The organism is Bradyrhizobium sp. 18BD (assembly GCF_054185225.1).
Window position 1 is genome coordinate 124,153 of sequence record NZ_JAVAYL010000001.1, and the last position, 15,741, is coordinate 139,893.

Here is a 15,741-nt window from a genome sequence, read left to right on the forward strand (position 1 = left end):
GCGAAGCGTAACCCGCCTTATTTTTTGCGCGACCGTAGCCCGGATGGAGCGAAGCGAAATCCGGAGCCGTGCGTACGCTGTTAGACTGTTCCCGGATTGCGCTTCGCTCCATCCGGGCTACGATGCCTCCCAATCAAGAATGATCGGGAGACACCCCCATGAGCTCACTCGCCGGCAAGCAGGGCCCGCGCTATCGCCACACGACGGATGACGGCACGCCTTACGAGACCATCGCGGTCGAAAAGCTCACCCCCATCATCGGTGCGGAAATCTCCGGCGTCGATATCGGCACGCTCGTCGAGGGCGATGCCCGTTCCAACCGGCAGATGGACGAGATCCACCGCGCGCTCGCCGAAAATCTCGTCATCTTCTTCCGTGACCAGCAGATCACGCCGAAGCAGCATCTGGCCTTCGGCCGCAAGTTCGGCGAGCTGCATTTTCATCCCGCCGCTCCGCACGAGGACGAAGATCCGGCGCTGATGAAAATCTACGCCGACAAGAACTCGCCGCGCGCCAATGGTGAGGGCTGGCACAGCGACGTCTCCTGCGATCTCGAGCCGCCGATGGGCTCGATCCTCTACATCAAGCAATGCCCGCCGCGCGGCGGCGACACGCTGTTCGCCAACATGTATGCGGCCTATGAGGCGTTGTCGGACCGCATGAAGGCCTATCTTGATGGCCTCACCGCGCTGCATGACGGCGAGCCGATCTATCGCGGCCTCTATGCGAACTATGGCGTCGCCGACCGTCCGTCCTATCCGAACGCCGAACACCCCGTGGTGCGCACCCATCCGGTCACGGGCAAGAAGGCGCTCTACGTCAATCGCGGCTTCACCCGCCACATCAACGGCATCCCGCGCGACGAGAGCGACGCGATGCTCGCCTATCTCTACCAGCACGCCGAGAACCCGCTGTTCCAGTGCCGCTTCCGCTGGACCGAGAACGCCATCGCGTTCTGGGACAACCGCTGCACCCAGCACCGCGCGATGTGGGATTACTGGCCGCATACGCGCTCGGGCACGCGCGTGACGGTGAAGGGGGAACGGCCGGTGTGAAGGAGCTGCAATGCGGGCGGCCCGGCATGAACGAAGAAAGCCCCGGGCGACGCCGGGGCTTTTGAAGTCTTTCGGTCAGCAGGTGATCAGTACTTCGCGACGACCGCGCCGCCGCTGAAGCGATAGTTGACACCCACGCGCACCACGTCTTCACGGAAATTATTCGAGATCGACCAGGCCGCACCTGCGGCCGGTCCCGCAGCGACAGCGGCAGGAGTCGGAGTCGTTCCGGACGAGCTTCCGAAATCCATGTGCAAATATTCGACCTTGGCGGACCAATTGTTGTTGAACGCGTACTCCCAGCCGGCGCCCACGACCCAACCGAGCTTGCTGTCAGACCCGCTCGCTTGATACCGGAATCCTGCGAACCCAGGAAAATCGAGTGCCTTGAGCCAGTTGAATTCGGCAAAGGCCGCGCCGCCGGTCACGTACAGCAAACTGCGCTCGGCGACCACGACGCCGGCTCGCGCTCGCGCCGTTGCGAACCAATTGGAATGGAACCGCTCTTCCCAGGTGTACGGAACAACGGGCGCCGCGTTTGCAAAGGGGCCTCGAATGTGTTGTGCGCCAAGGTCGCTGTAATTGATATCGCCTTCGGCGCCGATGACGAAGATGCCGCTTTGGTAGTTGCAGCCAATTCCGAGACCTGCGGTGAAGCCATCCGGCGTAACTTTTGCGGCGGATGCCGACGTCAATATCGCGGCGGTGCCAGCCGGCGACAGGCCCGCAAAGATGGCGTTGGGGGTGCCATCCGACCTGACCTCTGCACGCGCGTAGCCTGCGTTACCGCCGACATAACACCCGCTCCAGGAGAAAACGGGAGCCGCGGCCGGTGCAGGGCGAGCTTTCACTGCCATGTCGGCTGCAGAAGCGGCGCCGACCATCAACACAGAAATAGCCGCGACCGTCAGCGCGCTCTTCACCATCTTTGGCCCCCAACCAAATCAGATTTCAATGTGCCCACAAGTTACGGCGCTCACCCCGCCCAAGTCCGTCACCCATCTGCAACACCTCCGAAATTTCCCGAAAGAGTGGTCGCCATGACGAAAAAGGAGGGACCAGGGCGCTGCAAGCCCCGCGTTGACGCCCCGCGTCGCCTGCGCCAATCTTCCCGAAAAGATGTCGGAGGATCAGCCATGCTCCGCGCCGAGGACAATAGAATTCTTTCGGAAGCCGTGCCTGCGGTGAGGCTGGAGCGTTTCGGCGATGTCGCGGGCTTCGTCGACGGCCGCGGATCGCGGCAGCGGAGTAGCGCTTGAGGCCATCGCGCAGCATCATCGTAGCTCTCGTTGCACCGCTCGTCGCGTCGGTCCTGCTGTCCTGGCTTGTCCCCATTGATACCGCCCTCGCCGCGCGAAAGCTGGCGAAGCCCAAGCCGAAGCCGCCGGAATCGCCGCTCAAGTGTGAGAAGCCGAAATTCCGGATCGTCGTGGACGCCGGGCACACTCCCGACTCCTACGGCGCCCTCAGCGCGCGCAATGACCCGGAATTCGGTTTCAACGTCCGGCTGGCAAAACTCATCACGGCAAAGCTCAAGTCCGAAGGTTTTGCCGCGACCCGCCTGCTCGTCACCGACGGCAAGGCGCGGCCGAGCCTGTTCAAGCGGGTCAGTGCCGCCAATGACGGCCGGGCCGATCTCTTCCTGTCGATCCATCACGATTCGGTGCCGGACAAGCTGCTCGAGACCTGGGAGTTCGACGGTTCGAAGAGCTATTTCAGCGATCGCTTTTCCGGTCACTCGCTGTTCGTGTCGGAGCAGAATCCGCACTTCACCACCAGCCTGTCGCTGGCGCGGATGATCGGCCGGCAGTTGAAGGAGCAGGGGCTGCATTATGCCAGCCAGTACACAATGCCGGTGATGGGCCGCTACCGCCGCCAGTTGCTCGACAAGGATGTCGGTGTGTACCGCTATGACGGGCTTATCGTGCTGTCGCGGACACGGAGTGCTGCGGTGCTGCTCGAAGCCGGCTCGATCATCAACCGCGACGAGGAGATGGAGATGAACTCGTCGGAGCGGCAGGAGATGATTGCGCGAGCTGTCGCTGCGGGGTTCGGGGAGTTTTGCGAGAAGCGGTAGATTGCTCCGTTGGCTCGCAATGACGAAGGGCTACAGCGGCCCTCCCCGATACTCCCTGTTCGCCAGGCTCGCCTCTTCCAGATCCAGATCGCGCTCGATCCGGCGCCTCGTCTCGTCGGTGATCTGGCCGTCGCGCAGGAGGTCGTGGATGAATTTGCGCTCGGCTGCGATCAGCTCGCGGGTCAGCGCGGTGCCGGCGGCGGAGACGTCGTGGTGGGTGGGATCGAGCGAGTCCGGCAGCTGGTTGACGCGGATTTCGTGGCGCGCGCGCAGGAGCCGCATCACCTCGTCGGAGACCTCCTTCTCCTCGGTCAGCGCGTCCAGCGATTTCAGCGCAGCGTCGAGGGCCTGGCGACGCGCGGCGATCTCGGCCTCGTGCTCGGCGACGTGCTCGTTGCGGCCGGCCTCGGCGACGCCGAGCCAGCGCACCACCGGCGGTAGCGTCAGGCCGACGCCGATCAGCGTGACGAAAATGACGCCGAACGCGACGAACAGGATCAGGTCGCGATAGGGAAAAGCATCGCCGTCGGGCAGCGTGAACGGCAGCGCCAGCGCGGCCGCGAGCGACACCGCGCCGCGCACGCCGGTGAAAGCGAGCACGAACGGCCATTGCCATGGCGGCGACGGATCGCGCTGGCGCAGCGACTTCGAGAGAATCCGCGGCAGATAGGTCGCGGGATAGAGCCAGACGAAGCGTGCGATCACGATGATGACCAGGACGACGGCGGTCGCGATCAGGATATCGTCGAGCGGAAACGTCTTCGACTTCTCGTAGAGCGCGCGCATCTGGAAGCCGGTGAGCAGGAACAGCAGGCCTTCGATCAGGTAGATGATGAGATCCCAGAAGAAGATGCCCTGCAGGCGCGTCGACGCGGAAATCAGCAGCGGTCCGTTCCAGCTCACATAGAGGCCGCAGGCGACAGTGGCGATCACGCCGGAGCCGCCGACATGCTCGGGCAGCCAATAGGAGACATAAGGCGTGATCAGCGACAGCGTCAGCTCGACCTGCGGATCCCCGGACCATTTGCGGAAGCGGAGGGAAAGCCAGCCGACGCCGATGCCGAAGGCGATCTCGCCGGCCACGATGAGGGCAAACTCTCCGGCCGCCAGAGGCAGCGAGAAATGGCCGACCACGATCGCGGCAAGTGCAAAGCGGTAGAGGATCAGTGCGGTGGCGTCGTTGGCGAGCCCTTCGCCCTCGAGGATGACCACGAGCCGGCGCGGCAAGTTCAGCCGGCGCGCGATTGCGAGCGGCGCCACCACGTCGGGCGGCGCGACGATGGCCCCGAGCAGGAAGCCGATGGTCCAGGGCAGGCCGATCAGATAATGCGTGGCGGTCGCCACCATGGCCGCGGTGAAGATCACCGCGCCGACCGCAAGCAGCACGATCGGGCGCAGATTGTTCTTGAACTCGCGCCAGCTCATCGCGACGCTCGCCGAGTAGATCAGCGGCGGCAGCACCATCAGCAGCACGAGTTCCGGCGGCAGTTCCACCGGCGGCATGCCCGGCACGAAGGCAAGGCCGACGCCGGCCAGCATCAGCAGAATGGCGGGTGCGATGTTGAAGCGGCGGGCGGCGAGCGCTGTGCCCGCCAATACGGCGAGCAGGATGAGGAAGGTCTGAAACTTCGCGGCGATCATGGCCTGTCTTGGCCCGGAAGCGGCCAAGAGGTCAATGCGGCGGTCGATGCGGCGCGGCCTACGCCAGCCGTTCGGCCACCATGCGTCCGATGCGCGCGAACACGGCCTCGATCTGCGCGGCGGTCGGCTTGCCGCCCTGCGTGTAGGCCGTGATCAGGATCGGCGCTTCTGGTTTTGGCCAGACCACCGCGATGTCGCCGGATGCATCCTTGCCGTTGTTGCCGGTCTTGTCGCCGATTGTCCAGCTTGCCGGCAGGCCGCCGCGCAGCCGGTTCGCGCCGGTCCTGCAGTTCACCATCCATTCGGTGAGCTGGGTGCGCGAGGCGGGCGACAGCGCCTCGCCGATCACGAGCCGCTTCAGATTGCCGGCCATCGCCGCGGGCGTCGTGGTGTCATGGGGATCGCCGGGCGGCGAGCGGTTGAGCTCGGGCTCGTTGTGGTCGAGCCGGGTGGTGGTGTCGCCGAGCGTGCGCCAGAATGCGGTGAGCGCGGCCGGCCCGCCGACCCGCGCCAGCAGCAGATTGGCGCAGGTGTTGTCGCTGAGCTCGACGATGGCCTTGCACATCTCGCCGACCGACATCTTGCCGGCCGCCAGATTTTGCTTGGCGACCGGTGCGTAATCGAGCAGGTCGCCCTGGCCGTAAGGGATCACGGCCGCAAGCTGCTCCTCGCCGCGATCGACCCGCGCCAGCACACAGGCGGCAAGCGACGCCTTGAAGGTCGAGCACATCACGAACCGCTCGCCGCCGCGCCAGCCGAGCTTGGCGCCGGTCGCAAGGTTTTCGGCGTAGAGTCCGATCCGCCCGCCGCTTTCACGCTCATAGGTTTCGAGTTCAGGCGGCGCGTCGGCGGCGAGCGCGGGAGAGGCGGCCATCCAGCAGAGTGAGGCGAGCAGGGTACGGCGGTCGAGGGGCATGGGGACTTTCAGGTATCGTCATTGCGAGGAGCGAAGCGACGAAGCAATCCAGGCTGTCTCCGCGAGGGAGTCTGGATTGCTTCGCTTCGCTCGCAATGACGGGAATGTGGATGGAGCGTCCGGACTACGAAACGCGGTGAGTAGGGCGAAGAGTGCTCACTCCCTCAGGTCATACCGGTACGATTTCGACACGATCTGCCAGCCATCGGCGAGCTTCATCGCCACCAGATAGTCCGTGAAGAAGCGCGGCGGCAGTTGGCAGCGGACCTTGATGAAGGCGGTCTTGTCGTCGGAGCGGTCGATGGTGACGATGAAATCCTCGCGCGGCTTGCCTTCGGCCTTGCCCGAGGGACGCTTGCGCACGCGGTCGAGCCAGTCGGGCACGGTCAGCACCTGCAACTCGCCCTTCTCGACCCAGCGCAAATCGGCAGAGGGATGGAAGATAGCGCCGAGCTTGTCGGCATCACCCTCATAGAGGCCGTCGAAATAGGATTGCACGACAGCTTCGACGCTCGAACGGTTCTGGCTCATGGGTCATCCCTTTGAATGATGCTTGGGGCGGAACTTAGTCGTACACATCAAAATGCGCTATGGGTGTGTCAGCCATTTGCGCCAAGGCCTCGCTATGACCGGATCAGAAAATTCGAACGCTCGTATCCTCACAGGCGAATGCTATTGCCGCACGGTGCGCTTTGAGGTCGCCGATGCGTTCTCCTACGCGATGAACTGCCACTGCTCGAACTGCCGGCGCACCACCGGCGCCGCCTTCAAGCCCTTCGCGGGCATCGAGCAGCACAAGCTCCGCCTCGTCCAGGGCGAGGACCAGCGGCTGATCTACGGCGACGACACCACCCATGACGCCCACTGCGCCCGATGCGGCTCGCTGCTTTATTCCCGGGTGCGCGAGGGAAAATGGGTCCATGTCGCCATGGGAACCCTGGTCGATGCCCCCTCGATCCGCCCCGGCGCCCATATTTTCGTCGGCTCGAAGGCGCCATGGCACGAGATTACGGACGATCTGCCGCAGTATCGGGGGCATATCGGGGATGCCTAGGGGAACCCGGCCTGCGCGCGCCGATGTCGGCGAACCCCAGCCGCGCTGGCGCGACAAACCTAAGGGGCCTTTTGGCCCGTCGCCGGCGCCGCCTTGGTGACCTCCATCACAAGCGCCGCCGGTCAATCCTGCTAAAGCGGCCTCAAAGATTTTTCTGGAAGTCGTGTCATGCGCAACCTGTTCAGATCTTGTCCGCTTCTCCTCGCTCTCGCGCTGCTGCTCGGCGCCGGGCCAGCTTTCGCCGCAAAGCGCGTCGCGCTGGTGGTCGCCAATTCGGCCTATCAGCACGCGCCGTCGCTCGCCAACCCCGTCAATGACGGTTCGGTGATGGCGAAGACGCTGAAGGAGGCTGGCTTCGACATCGTCGATTCCCGGCACGATCTGTCGGCGCTGGACACCCGGCGTGTGCTGCGCGAGTTCGCCGACGCGACGCGCGATGCTGACATCGCCGTGGTCTATTATGCCGGTCACGGCATCGAGGTCGAAGGCTCCAACTATCTGATCCCCGTCGACGCCAAGCTCGAGCGCGATACCGACGTCTATGACGAAGCGCTCTCGCTCGACCGCGTCCTGGTTGCGGTCGAACCCGCCAAGCAGCTTCGCCTGGTGATCCTGGACGCCTGCCGCGACAATCCGTTCGGCAAGACCATGAAGCGCACCCTCGCGACGCGCGGCATCGGCCGCGGCCTCGCCCAGGTCGAGCCGACCAGCCCCAACACGCTGATCGCCTATTCGGCCAAGGCCGGCTTCACGGCGCAGGACGGCGACGGCGCCAACAGCCCGTTCACGGTTGCGCTGTCGAAGCATCTGACCACCCCGGGCCTCGACGTCCGCCGCGCCTTCGGCTTCGTGCGCGACGACGTGCTGAAGTCGACCGGCAACAAGCAGGAGCCATTCGTCTATGGCTCGCTCGGCGGCGAGGACGTGCCGCTGGTGCCGGTCAAGGCGGTGGCCGCAGCGCCCGCGGCGCCCGTGGTGAATCCGCAGGCCGATATCCGCCGCGACTACGAGCTCGCGCTCCAGGTCGGCAACAAGGCGGCGTGGGATGCCTTCCTCGCCCAGCATCCCGACGGTTTCTATGCGAGCCTCGCCAAGCTTCAGGTCGAGAAAATCGGCGCCGAGCAGGCGCATGCCGCGGCCACCGAAAAGGCCAGGCAAGCCGAGGCCGAACGCGATCGACTGGCCGCGCTCGGTGCGCAGAAGGAGGCGCAGGCCAAGGCTACGGCCGATGCGAAGGCCGCCGAGCAGGCCCAGCTTGCCGCGCAGAAGGCCAAGGAGCAGGCGCAGCAGCAGGCCGCCGCTGCCGAGCAGCAGCGCGTCAATCTCGCCGCCACGGCGCCGACTGCCGCGCCGGTCAGCACGGCGAGCCCGGCCGGCACCAATGTCGCGTCCCTGACGCCGGCGACGATGCCGGCCGATCTCACCCGCTCGGTGCAGACCGAGCTCGGCCGTGTGGGCTGCTTCTCGGGCCAGGCCGACGGCAACTGGACGACGTCCTCGCAGCGCTCGCTGTCGCAGTTCAACCGCTATGCCGGAACCAAGCTCGACGTGAAGGTCGCCAGCACCGATGCGCTCGACGCGGTCAAGGCCAAGCCGTCACGCGTCTGCCCGCTGGTCTGCGAGCACGGCTTCAAGGCCGATGGCGACAAGTGCTCCAAGATCGTCTGCCGTGAGGGTTATGCGATCAACGACGACAATGAATGCGAGAAGCAGCGCGCGGCCAAGCCGTCCAAGCCTGCAACAGCGAAGCGCGACGACGGTGACGAGCGTCCCGCACGGCAGCGCCGTCAGGCCGGCGGTGCGGCCGGCGGCTTTGGTGCCGCTGCCGGCATTGCGGCCGCGGGCGCGAGCCGTCCCTCGAGTGGCGGGCAGGTTTACTGCAACGGCAGTGGTTGCCGTCCGGTCAGCCGCGGCTGCCATCTCGAATATCGCGGCGGCGGCGGCCCCGGCAACGACGCCAATGCCGAGGTTTGTTACTGATCTCTTGAGTCGTCCCGGTCTAAAGCATGATCCGGAAAAGTGCGCAGCGGTTTTCCGAAAAGATCATGCTCAAACAACGACCTAAAGCGCGACGACGATTCATCCAAATCTCATCGCGCTTTAGTGCGCAACTGCGCACGGGAGTCGGGACGATCAATTCGAGATCGCGCTCGCCGCGATGTTCACCGTCAGCGCCAGCAATGCCGTGTTGTAGATGAATGACACGATGCCGTGCGCGGTGGCGGTGCGGCGGATGGTCTTGTCGGTGATGCCGACGTCGGAGACCTGCGCGGTCATGCCGATCACGAACGAGAAATAGACGAAGTCCCAATAGTCGGCGTGATCTTCCTTGTCGCCGCTCGGAAACTGCAGCCCGCCCGGCGGGTGGCGGTAATAATCATGAGCGTAGTGCAGCGCGAAGGTCGTGTGCACAGCAGCCCAGGACAGCGCAATGGTGGTGATCGCGATCGTCAGCTCCCATGCCCCGCGATGCGGTGTGCCGAGCTCGGAGACGATCGCCGCAATGCTGGCGAAGGCGCCGGTCGCCGTCGCCAGCAGGATGACGAAGCGGCCGTCGTCCTGCATCGCAGCCGCACGGCGGATGTGCTGGTGGTCGTTGCCCAGCATCATCGCGTAGACCAGTACGAGATAGACCGCGATCAGCGCGTCCCAGCCGAATAGCAGCCGCGTCACCAGCCGGTGCGAGCCCGGCAGCAGCAGGCAGACCAGCACGCCGGCTGCGAGCGCGATGAAGGTGCGCGGCCGCGCATAGATCAGCCGCACCGGCCGCGACATCTTGCGGAAGCGGACGAGGGCGGGATCGTCTTTGTCAGTGGCCATGATGATGGCTCTATCGCTATTGCCGCGGCGGCGGCCGGCTCCCTCGCCCCGCAAGCGGGGCGAGGTGAAGTCGTGCGTTACGTCAGCTCTTCCGCTCGGCGACGAAGCGCGCGGCGGCCTGCAGCACGGCGGCGCGGTCGCCGAAGATCGACACTGCGCTGTCGGCGCGCGCGAGCAGGTCGCGGACGCGCTGCTTAGCGCCGTCGATGCCGAGCTGCGTGACGAAGGTGGTCTTGCCGAGCGCGGCATCAGCGCCGGCCGGCTTGCCGAGGGCGGCCGCGTCACCTTCGACGTCGAGCAGGTCGTCGGCGATCTGGAAGGCCTCGCCGAGCGCGCGGCCGTAATCGTCGAGCGCCTGGTATTCCTTCTGCGAGGCCTGGCCGAGGATCGCGCCGGCGATGCAGCCGTAGCGCAGCAGCGCGCCGGTCTTCATCTGCTGAATGCGGGCGACATCGATCGGCTCGTTGCCGCCGAAGCGGCCTTCGCCGGCGAGATCGAGCATCTGGCCGCCGACCATGCCGCCGATGCCGGCGCAGCGCGCCAGCGCGCGCGTCAGCAGCAGACGCACATTGGCGTCGCGATGGATCTCGTCGCGGGTGACGATGTCGAAGGCGAGCGTCAGCAGGCCGTCGCCGGCGAGAATCGCGGTCGCGTCATCGGTCTGCTTGTGCAGGGTGGGACGGCCGCGGCGCAGGTCGGAATTGTCCATCGCCGGCAGATCGTCATGGATCAGCGAGTAGCAGTGAATGCATTCGAGCGCGGCGCCCACGAGCAACGCCGCTTCGCGCGGCACGCCGAACACGGTGGCGCTCTCGACCACCAGGAACGGCCGCAAGCGCTTGCCGCCATTCAGGCTCGAATAGCGCATTGCGTCCATCAGTCGCTTGGGCCGGGCGATCTCATCGTGCAGGATATCGTCCGTCAGCAGGCGGCCGAGCAGGGCCTCGGTGTCATCAGCGGTCTTGTCCAGACGTTTGGCGAAATCGGACGGGGACGTGCCGGTCATCAAGAAGGGCTCCAGAACTAAAATTCGGCGGGACAATCCTTTATGCGCCCGCCCCAGTCAATCGTTTGGAAGGCCTAAAAAGTGCTGGAAAAGGCCCGAATTATCACAGACTTAATGCCGGGCTCGTGGCCGCGTTTCGTTCTCCGCCGGAAAGGTCGATTTGCGCATCGTTAAAATCCTGCTGGCGTTGCTCGCGGTCGTGGTTCTCGCGCCCTATGTGATCGCGCCGTTCTACCGCGCCGGCCATCCGGTCTCGACACTGATGCTCTGGCGCAGCCTGCGGGGCGCGCCGATGCAGCGGGAATGGATCGATCTGGCGGCGATGTCGCCCTATCTGCCGCGTGCGGTGGTGGCGGCCGAGGATGCGCATTTCTGCAAGCATCACGGCATCGATTGGGGCGCTCTGCGCGAGGCGATCGACGACGCCAGGGAGGACGGTACCGCCTTCCGCGGTGCCTCCACCATCACCCAGCAGGTCGCGAAGAACCTGTTCCTCTGGCAGGGGCGGGATTTTGTCCGCAAGGCGCTGGAATTCCCGCTGGCGCTGTGGATCGACTTCGTCCTGCCCAAGGCACGGATCCTGGAAATTTACCTCAACATCGCCGAGCTCGGCCCGCAGGGCCAGTTTGGCGTGGAGGCGGCCAGCGCCTATGCCTTCGGCAAATCGGCCGAGGACCTCTCGTCCCGGGAGGCGGCGCTGCTGGCCTCGATCCTGCCGAATCCGGTCAAACGCAGCGCCCGGACTCCCGGGCCGGGCGTCCGGCGGCTGGCCGCGACCTATATGGCGCGGGGGCAGGCCTCGTCGCTTTCGACCTGTTGGCGGGAAAATCGCTGATTTTTGGCCCATTCCGGGCGTATTTTCCGGTCCAAGAGCCTAGCTTTACGGCCAGCCTTCCTCTATAAGCCCGGCCTTGATCGGCATTCAGCTCGCCCCGTATTGCGGGTGCTGAGCCGTCCCCCGCGGACGATGCCCGGATGAACACCAATCCCTAGAGGATATTGAAATGGCCGTTCCGAGACGAAAAACTTCGCCGTCGCGCCGTGGCATGCGCCGCTCGGCAGACGCCATCAAGAAGCCGACCTATGTGGAAGACAAGGACTCCGGCGAGCTCCGTCGTCCCCACCACCTGGACCTCAAGACCGGCATGTACAAGGGCCGTCAGGTCCTGAAGAAGAAAGAGTCCTAAAGTTTAGGACCTTTCTTCGGGCAGGATGATTTCACCTGCCTGATTTCGGCCAACACATGAGATATGACAGTGACGGCGGCGGAGCCAATGCTTCGCCGCCGCATTGTCCTGTCCGGATATCTAGAAGGCATTTCGCCGATGGTCGGTTTCCCGCTGCTCCTGATTCCGCTCGCGGTCTACAACATCATCGCCTTCCTGATGCCGAGCGTGTCCTTCACGGACGTGCTGTTCAAGGTGCCGATGATCACGGGCGAGACCTGGCCGGTCACGCTCGCCGATCTGATGCTCGCGCTCGGGATCGTGCTGCTGCTGCTCGAGGTGGTCAAAGGGGCGCGGCCCGGCTCGAAATTCCTGATGGACCATCTGCTGTCGCTGATCGTGTTCGGCGCCGCGGCTGCCGAATTCGTGATGTGGCCCAAATTCGGCAACTCCACTTTTTTCCTGCTGGTGCTGCTCGCGATGGCCGATTTCCTCGGCGGTGTCGCCCAGCGCACGCGCCGCCGCGTCACTTATGTCGCCGAGACGACCGTGCCCGCGCCGCGCAAGTCCAAGCGCCAGGCCGAGGCGGATGATGCCGTGGTCGAACCCAAGTTCGAGCCGATGTCCGCGCCGCAGCCAGCCCCGATGGCGCCGCCTGCACCTTCTGCGCAGTCGGTCGCCGAATCCGTGCTGATGGATCATCCGGCGCCGAAGCCGGTGATCCCGCCCTCGCCGGAAATTCCCTCGCCGCATCTGCAGCCGGGCAACGGCACGCCGCCGTCTCCCGACGCGCCGCGCTGATCGAGCTTACGCCACCTGCCGCGTGCGCGCGGTGACGCTGCCGAGCGGGTGCTTGCTGCCATAGGCCACCCGCGCATCTTCGGACGAGGCGCGGCGGAGCCTGCTGGTCTGGGGCAGGTGCTCGGCATTGGCGAGGAGCTGGGTGACAAAGCTCGAATCGGGGCGCGGCAGCGGGGCCTTGTAGATCAACTGGACAGTCGGGATCACCGGCACCAGGGCCGTGCCCGTGCTGCCTTCCGCCACTTCCGATCGATCAGTACCCAACATCGCTATCACCGTTGATCCGGCGGAGCCTGTCGCGTTTCGGGACGCTGGCGCCGGGTGCGTGTCAGTACTCGCAAGGCCTATGCCGGACGGGCCGGTTTGGTTCCGACGTCCGTTCACAACGTGGTTTCCAAATTGTTTATGAACTTTGCCTAGGGTCGTAGGCGAATCTGGCCATATTCTGTACCGGCGCTGCACTCCCCGCTGTCCCGAAACGAGGCGATTTTGACCCCTGCATTGCCGCAAGCCTCCGACATCCTGGCTTCACTCGGTCAGGCCGTATTCGCCTGGGACATCGCCAGCGATGTCATCGTCTGGGGTGAGCAACTCCCCGCCGTCTTCCCCGGTATTCCCTCGGAGCGGCTTTCGACCGGCGCCGAATTCGCCAAGCTGATCGAGCCCGCGCAGACGCTGCGGACCGCGGCGCTGGCGCAGACCTCCGCCGTGCATGGCGCCGACGGCACGCCCTACCGGGTCGAGTACGGCGTGCGTGTGAGCGCCTCCGATCCCGTGGTCTGGGTCGAGGAGACCGGCCGCTGGTTCGCCGGCCCCGACGGACGCCCCACGCGCGCGATCGGTTCCGTCCGCATCAACAATGAGCGCCACGCCCGCGACGAGGAGTTGGCCAAGCTCGCCCGGCTCGACCCACTCACCGGCGAGCTCAACCGCTCGCATCTGATCGCGGCGCTGGCCGAGGCGATCGAGGAGACCACCCGCTTCCGCTCGACCGCGGCCTTCATGCTGGTCGGCATCGATCATCTCGCCCGCGTCAACGACGCCTTCGGCTTCGACGTCGCCGACGCTGTGATCCTCGACGTCGCGAAGCGTATCCGCGCGCGCCTGCGCGGCGGCGACGTGCTCGGGCGCTTCTCCGGCAACAAGTTCGGCCTGATCCTGAAGAACTGCACCATCGACGACATGAACGTCGCCGCCGAGCGTTTCCTCGCCGGCATCCGCGACGAGGTGGTGCCGACGAAATCCGGTCCGGTCTCGGTCACCGCCTCGATCGGCGCGGTCAGCCTGCCGCGCTACGCCCGCAACACCGACGAGGCGGTCAACCGCGCCCATGAAACGCTGGACGCCGCCAAGCGGCGCCGCGTCGGCTCGTTCGCGGCCTGGCGTCCGGACGCCACGCGCGATGCGCAGCGCCGCGTCAACATCCGCGTCACCGACGAGATCGTCACCGCGCTGAACGAGCGCCGCATCAAGCTCGCCTACGAGCCCGTGGTCGCGGCCGGCTCGCGCGAGCGTGCATTCCATGAGTGTCTGGTGCGGATGGACCAGGGCGACGGCCAGGTGCTGCTGGCGCCCGACATCGTGCCGGTCGCCGAACGGCTCGGCCTGATTCGCCTGGTCGATCACCGCGTGCTCGAACTCGTCGTCGCCGAGCTCGCCGCTGTGCCCGATATCTGCCTCAGCCTCAACATCTCGCCGGATACGACCATGGATCCGGACTGGTGGGCGAGCATCGAATCGCTGATGCGCGCGCATCCCGGCGTCGCCGAGCGGCTGATCGTCGAGATCACCGAGACGGTCGCGATCCAGGATATCGACGACGTCCGCGGCTTCGTCACGCGGCTGAAGAATTTCGGCAGCCGCATCGCCATCGACGATTTCGGCGCCGGCTACACCTCGTTCCGCAATCTGCGCAAGCTCGGCGTCGATATCGTCAAGATCGACGGCGCCTTCGTGCAGAACATCACCCATTCCGCCGACGACCGCGCCTTCGTGCAGACCCTGATCGACCTCGCCCGCCGCCTCGACATCAAGACGGTGGCCGAATGGGTGCAGGACGAGGACGCCGCCAACATGCTGCGCGACTGGGGCTGCGACTACATCCAGGGCCGCCTGATCGGCCTCGCCTCCGCCGACCGCCCGTGGGGTCGGCTCTCTCCTCCGTCATTGCGAGCGTAGCGAAGCAATCCAGAATCTTTTCGCGACGGCAGTCTGGATTGCTTGGCTGCGCTCGCAATGACGATGCGGCAGGCTACGCCACGCAAATCCCGGGCACCGCCACCTTCTCGAACAGATGCGGGCTCGCAACCGCGGACGTCGGGTAGTCCGCGATCTTCGCGTGGAATTCCGGGTGCGTGAACGCCGCGCGGAAATGCGCACTGGATTCCCAGACCGCATAATTGAGATAGGTCGGATTGTCGCCGACGGCGCGGTGGAGCTGGGTCGAGATGAAACCCGGCTGCCGCTTCATGAAGGCGGCATCGTCCTGCCAGCTCGTCAGGAAGCTCGCTTCATCCGCCGCATCCAGCGTGAACAGGTTCACCAGCACCACGGGGCCGGCATCGAGCGCGATCTGGCGGTCGATCGGGAAACTCGGGTCGAGCGGACGCATCTGGGGCATGGCATCACTCCGTGTAAATTGGTATCATCATGTCAATTCGACAGGATGTGACATAGATATTTGACATGATGATGTCAATACGGAACAATAATTACAAATGACCGGGAAGATATGACCAAGAGCAAACGTACCCCGGCGGGTGATGCCCTGACCGGCTTCATCCTCGATCTGTTCCGGGCCAACGGCTTGCTTCTGACCGCCGGTGACCGGCTGGTGGCGCCGCTCGGCCTCACCAGCGCGCGCTGGCAGATTTTGGGGGCGATCGTCGATGCCGAGCGCCCGGAGCCGGTGGCCTGGCTGGCGCGTAACCTCGGCGCCAATCGCCAGAACGTGCAGCGGATCGTCAACGACCTCGAGCGGGATGGCCTCGTGGCGTTCGAGACCAACCCGCATCACCGCCGCGCGCAGCTTGTGGTGCTCACCGACAAGGGCAGGCAGGTCTACGATGCCGCCGGCCGCCTGCAGATCCCATGGGTCAACGGCCTGGCGGATGGACTGTCGGTGAAGGAGATCGAGACGGCGCATCGCGTGATCGGCGCACTGCGCGACCGGCTGGAGGGAGGCGGCGAGGGGTGATTGCGCCGC

17 protein-coding genes are annotated in these 15,741 nt (G+C 65.4%); 9 read left to right on the top strand and 8 right to left on the bottom strand.

The features are described from left to right. The first annotated feature begins 158 nt into the window (after positions 1-158). Positions 159-1,055: a TauD/TfdA dioxygenase family protein gene (locus RAD16_RS00570; RefSeq protein ID WP_458155949.1), complete on the top strand. Its 897-nt coding sequence runs from the start codon at positions 159-161 to the stop codon at positions 1,053-1,055. 86 nt (positions 1,056-1,141) lie between these two features. Here RAD16_RS00570 and RAD16_RS00575 read toward each other — a convergent pair whose 3' ends face one another. After that, positions 1,142-1,981 (bottom strand): outer membrane protein, encoded by an 840-nt coding sequence (locus RAD16_RS00575; RefSeq protein ID WP_458155950.1) that lies wholly within the window; start codon positions 1,979-1,981, stop codon positions 1,142-1,144. Positions 1,982-2,310: 329 nt separating this feature from the next. Between RAD16_RS00575 and RAD16_RS00580 the strand changes: the two genes are divergently transcribed. After that, on the top strand, positions 2,311-3,132 hold the full coding sequence (locus tag RAD16_RS00580; protein WP_458155951.1) for an N-acetylmuramoyl-L-alanine amidase: 822 nt from the start codon (positions 2,311-2,313) through the stop codon (positions 3,130-3,132). Between the two features lie 30 nt (positions 3,133-3,162). Here RAD16_RS00580 and RAD16_RS00585 read toward each other — a convergent pair whose 3' ends face one another. The 3 genes from RAD16_RS00585 to RAD16_RS00595 form a co-directional block, all read right to left on the bottom strand. Beyond that, positions 3,163-4,773, bottom strand: a complete 1,611-nt coding sequence (locus tag RAD16_RS00585) for a Na+/H+ antiporter (RefSeq protein WP_458155952.1) — start codon at positions 4,771-4,773, stop codon at positions 3,163-3,165. A 58-nt stretch (positions 4,774-4,831) separates the two neighbouring features. After that, positions 4,832-5,689, bottom strand: a complete 858-nt coding sequence (gene bla / locus RAD16_RS00590; RefSeq protein ID WP_458155953.1) for a class A beta-lactamase — start codon at positions 5,687-5,689, stop codon at positions 4,832-4,834. Positions 5,690-5,845: 156 nt separating this feature from the next. Continuing rightward, positions 5,846-6,220, bottom strand: a complete 375-nt coding sequence (locus RAD16_RS00595; protein ID WP_027542171.1) for a nuclear transport factor 2 family protein — start codon at positions 6,218-6,220, stop codon at positions 5,846-5,848. A gap of 94 nt (positions 6,221-6,314) precedes the next feature. Here RAD16_RS00595 and RAD16_RS00600 point away from each other — a divergent pair, with 94 nt between their 5' ends. Both RAD16_RS00600 and RAD16_RS00605 read left to right on the top strand, forming a co-directional pair. Next, positions 6,315-6,743, top strand: coding sequence for a GFA family protein (locus RAD16_RS00600; RefSeq protein WP_458155954.1), 429 nt, complete (start codon positions 6,315-6,317; stop codon positions 6,741-6,743). Positions 6,744-6,911: 168 nt separating this feature from the next. Further along, positions 6,912-8,723, top strand: a complete 1,812-nt coding sequence (locus RAD16_RS00605; protein WP_458155955.1) for a caspase family protein — start codon at positions 6,912-6,914, stop codon at positions 8,721-8,723. A gap of 153 nt (positions 8,724-8,876) precedes the next feature. On the opposite strand, the gene RAD16_RS00610 is transcribed toward RAD16_RS00605, so the two are convergent. Both RAD16_RS00610 and RAD16_RS00615 read right to left on the bottom strand, forming a co-directional pair. After that, complete coding sequence (locus RAD16_RS00610) at positions 8,877-9,563, bottom strand: DUF1345 domain-containing protein (RefSeq protein ID WP_458155956.1); 687 nt, start codon at positions 9,561-9,563, stop codon at positions 8,877-8,879. Positions 9,564-9,645: 82 nt separating this feature from the next. After that, on the bottom strand, positions 9,646-10,569 hold the full coding sequence (locus RAD16_RS00615; RefSeq protein ID WP_458155957.1) for a polyprenyl synthetase family protein: 924 nt from the start codon (positions 10,567-10,569) through the stop codon (positions 9,646-9,648). A gap of 160 nt (positions 10,570-10,729) precedes the next feature. On the opposite strand from RAD16_RS00615, the gene mtgA reads away from it, so the two are divergent. The 3 genes from mtgA to RAD16_RS00630 all read left to right on the top strand — a co-directional run bounded on the left by mtgA (position 10,730) and on the right by RAD16_RS00630 (position 12,536). Continuing rightward, on the top strand, positions 10,730-11,404 hold the full coding sequence (mtgA, locus tag RAD16_RS00620; RefSeq protein WP_458155958.1) for a monofunctional biosynthetic peptidoglycan transglycosylase: 675 nt from the start codon (positions 10,730-10,732) through the stop codon (positions 11,402-11,404). 169 nt (positions 11,405-11,573) lie between these two features. Beyond that, the gene (gene rpmF, locus RAD16_RS00625; RefSeq protein WP_007598106.1) at positions 11,574-11,756 is read left to right on the top strand and encodes a 50S ribosomal protein L32; all 183 of its coding nucleotides are present in this window, start codon (positions 11,574-11,576) and stop codon (positions 11,754-11,756) included. Between the two features lie 138 nt (positions 11,757-11,894). Further along, complete coding sequence (locus RAD16_RS00630) at positions 11,895-12,536, top strand: hypothetical protein (protein WP_458156414.1); 642 nt, start codon at positions 11,895-11,897, stop codon at positions 12,534-12,536. A 6-nt stretch (positions 12,537-12,542) separates the two neighbouring features. On the opposite strand, the gene RAD16_RS00635 is transcribed toward RAD16_RS00630, so the two are convergent. Next, complete coding sequence (locus RAD16_RS00635; RefSeq protein WP_458155959.1) at positions 12,543-12,803, bottom strand: hypothetical protein; 261 nt, start codon at positions 12,801-12,803, stop codon at positions 12,543-12,545. Positions 12,804-13,025: 222 nt separating this feature from the next. Here RAD16_RS00635 and RAD16_RS00640 point away from each other — a divergent pair, with 222 nt between their 5' ends. Beyond that, entirely contained in the window at positions 13,026-14,714 is a 1,689-nt protein-coding gene (locus RAD16_RS00640; RefSeq protein ID WP_458155960.1) for an EAL domain-containing protein, read from the top strand. Between the two features lie 73 nt (positions 14,715-14,787). Here RAD16_RS00640 and RAD16_RS00645 read toward each other — a convergent pair whose 3' ends face one another. Next, positions 14,788-15,156 (bottom strand): antibiotic biosynthesis monooxygenase family protein, encoded by a 369-nt coding sequence (locus RAD16_RS00645; RefSeq protein ID WP_458155961.1) that lies wholly within the window; start codon positions 15,154-15,156, stop codon positions 14,788-14,790. A 111-nt stretch (positions 15,157-15,267) separates the two neighbouring features. On the opposite strand from RAD16_RS00645, the gene RAD16_RS00650 reads away from it, so the two are divergent. Further along, the gene (locus RAD16_RS00650; protein ID WP_458155962.1) at positions 15,268-15,732 is read left to right on the top strand and encodes a MarR family winged helix-turn-helix transcriptional regulator; all 465 of its coding nucleotides are present in this window, start codon (positions 15,268-15,270) and stop codon (positions 15,730-15,732) included. Positions 15,733-15,741: the final 9 nt, after the last annotated feature.

What these genes read in the sequence shown, in the direction of transcription:
- RAD16_RS00595 (WP_027542171.1), bottom strand. Translation starts at nt 6,220, where the DNA reads ATGAGCCAGAACCGTTCGAGCGTCGAAGCTGTCGTGCAATCCTATTTC.
- RAD16_RS00585 (WP_458155952.1), bottom strand. Translation starts at nt 4,773, where the DNA reads ATGATCGCCGCGAAGTTTCAGACCTTCCTCATCCTGCTCGCCGTATTG.
- RAD16_RS00575 (WP_458155950.1), bottom strand. Translation starts at nt 1,981, where the DNA reads ATGGTGAAGAGCGCGCTGACGGTCGCGGCTATTTCTGTGTTGATGGTC.
- RAD16_RS00615 (WP_458155957.1), bottom strand. Translation starts at nt 10,569, where the DNA reads ATGACCGGCACGTCCCCGTCCGATTTCGCCAAACGTCTGGACAAGACC.
- RAD16_RS00600 (WP_458155954.1), top strand. Translation starts at nt 6,315, where the DNA reads ATGACCGGATCAGAAAATTCGAACGCTCGTATCCTCACAGGCGAATGC.
- RAD16_RS00650 (WP_458155962.1), top strand. Translation starts at nt 15,268, where the DNA reads ATGACCAAGAGCAAACGTACCCCGGCGGGTGATGCCCTGACCGGCTTC.
- RAD16_RS00605 (WP_458155955.1), top strand. Translation starts at nt 6,912, where the DNA reads ATGCGCAACCTGTTCAGATCTTGTCCGCTTCTCCTCGCTCTCGCGCTG.
- RAD16_RS00645 (WP_458155961.1), bottom strand. Translation starts at nt 15,156, where the DNA reads ATGCCCCAGATGCGTCCGCTCGACCCGAGTTTCCCGATCGACCGCCAG.
- rpmF (WP_007598106.1), top strand. Translation starts at nt 11,574, where the DNA reads ATGGCCGTTCCGAGACGAAAAACTTCGCCGTCGCGCCGTGGCATGCGC.
- bla (WP_458155953.1), bottom strand. Translation starts at nt 5,689, where the DNA reads ATGCCCCTCGACCGCCGTACCCTGCTCGCCTCACTCTGCTGGATGGCC.
- RAD16_RS00570 (WP_458155949.1), top strand. Translation starts at nt 159, where the DNA reads ATGAGCTCACTCGCCGGCAAGCAGGGCCCGCGCTATCGCCACACGACG.
- RAD16_RS00635 (WP_458155959.1), bottom strand. Translation starts at nt 12,803, where the DNA reads ATGTTGGGTACTGATCGATCGGAAGTGGCGGAAGGCAGCACGGGCACG.
- RAD16_RS00610 (WP_458155956.1), bottom strand. Translation starts at nt 9,563, where the DNA reads ATGGCCACTGACAAAGACGATCCCGCCCTCGTCCGCTTCCGCAAGATG.
- RAD16_RS00630 (WP_458156414.1), top strand. Translation starts at nt 11,895, where the DNA reads ATGGTCGGTTTCCCGCTGCTCCTGATTCCGCTCGCGGTCTACAACATC.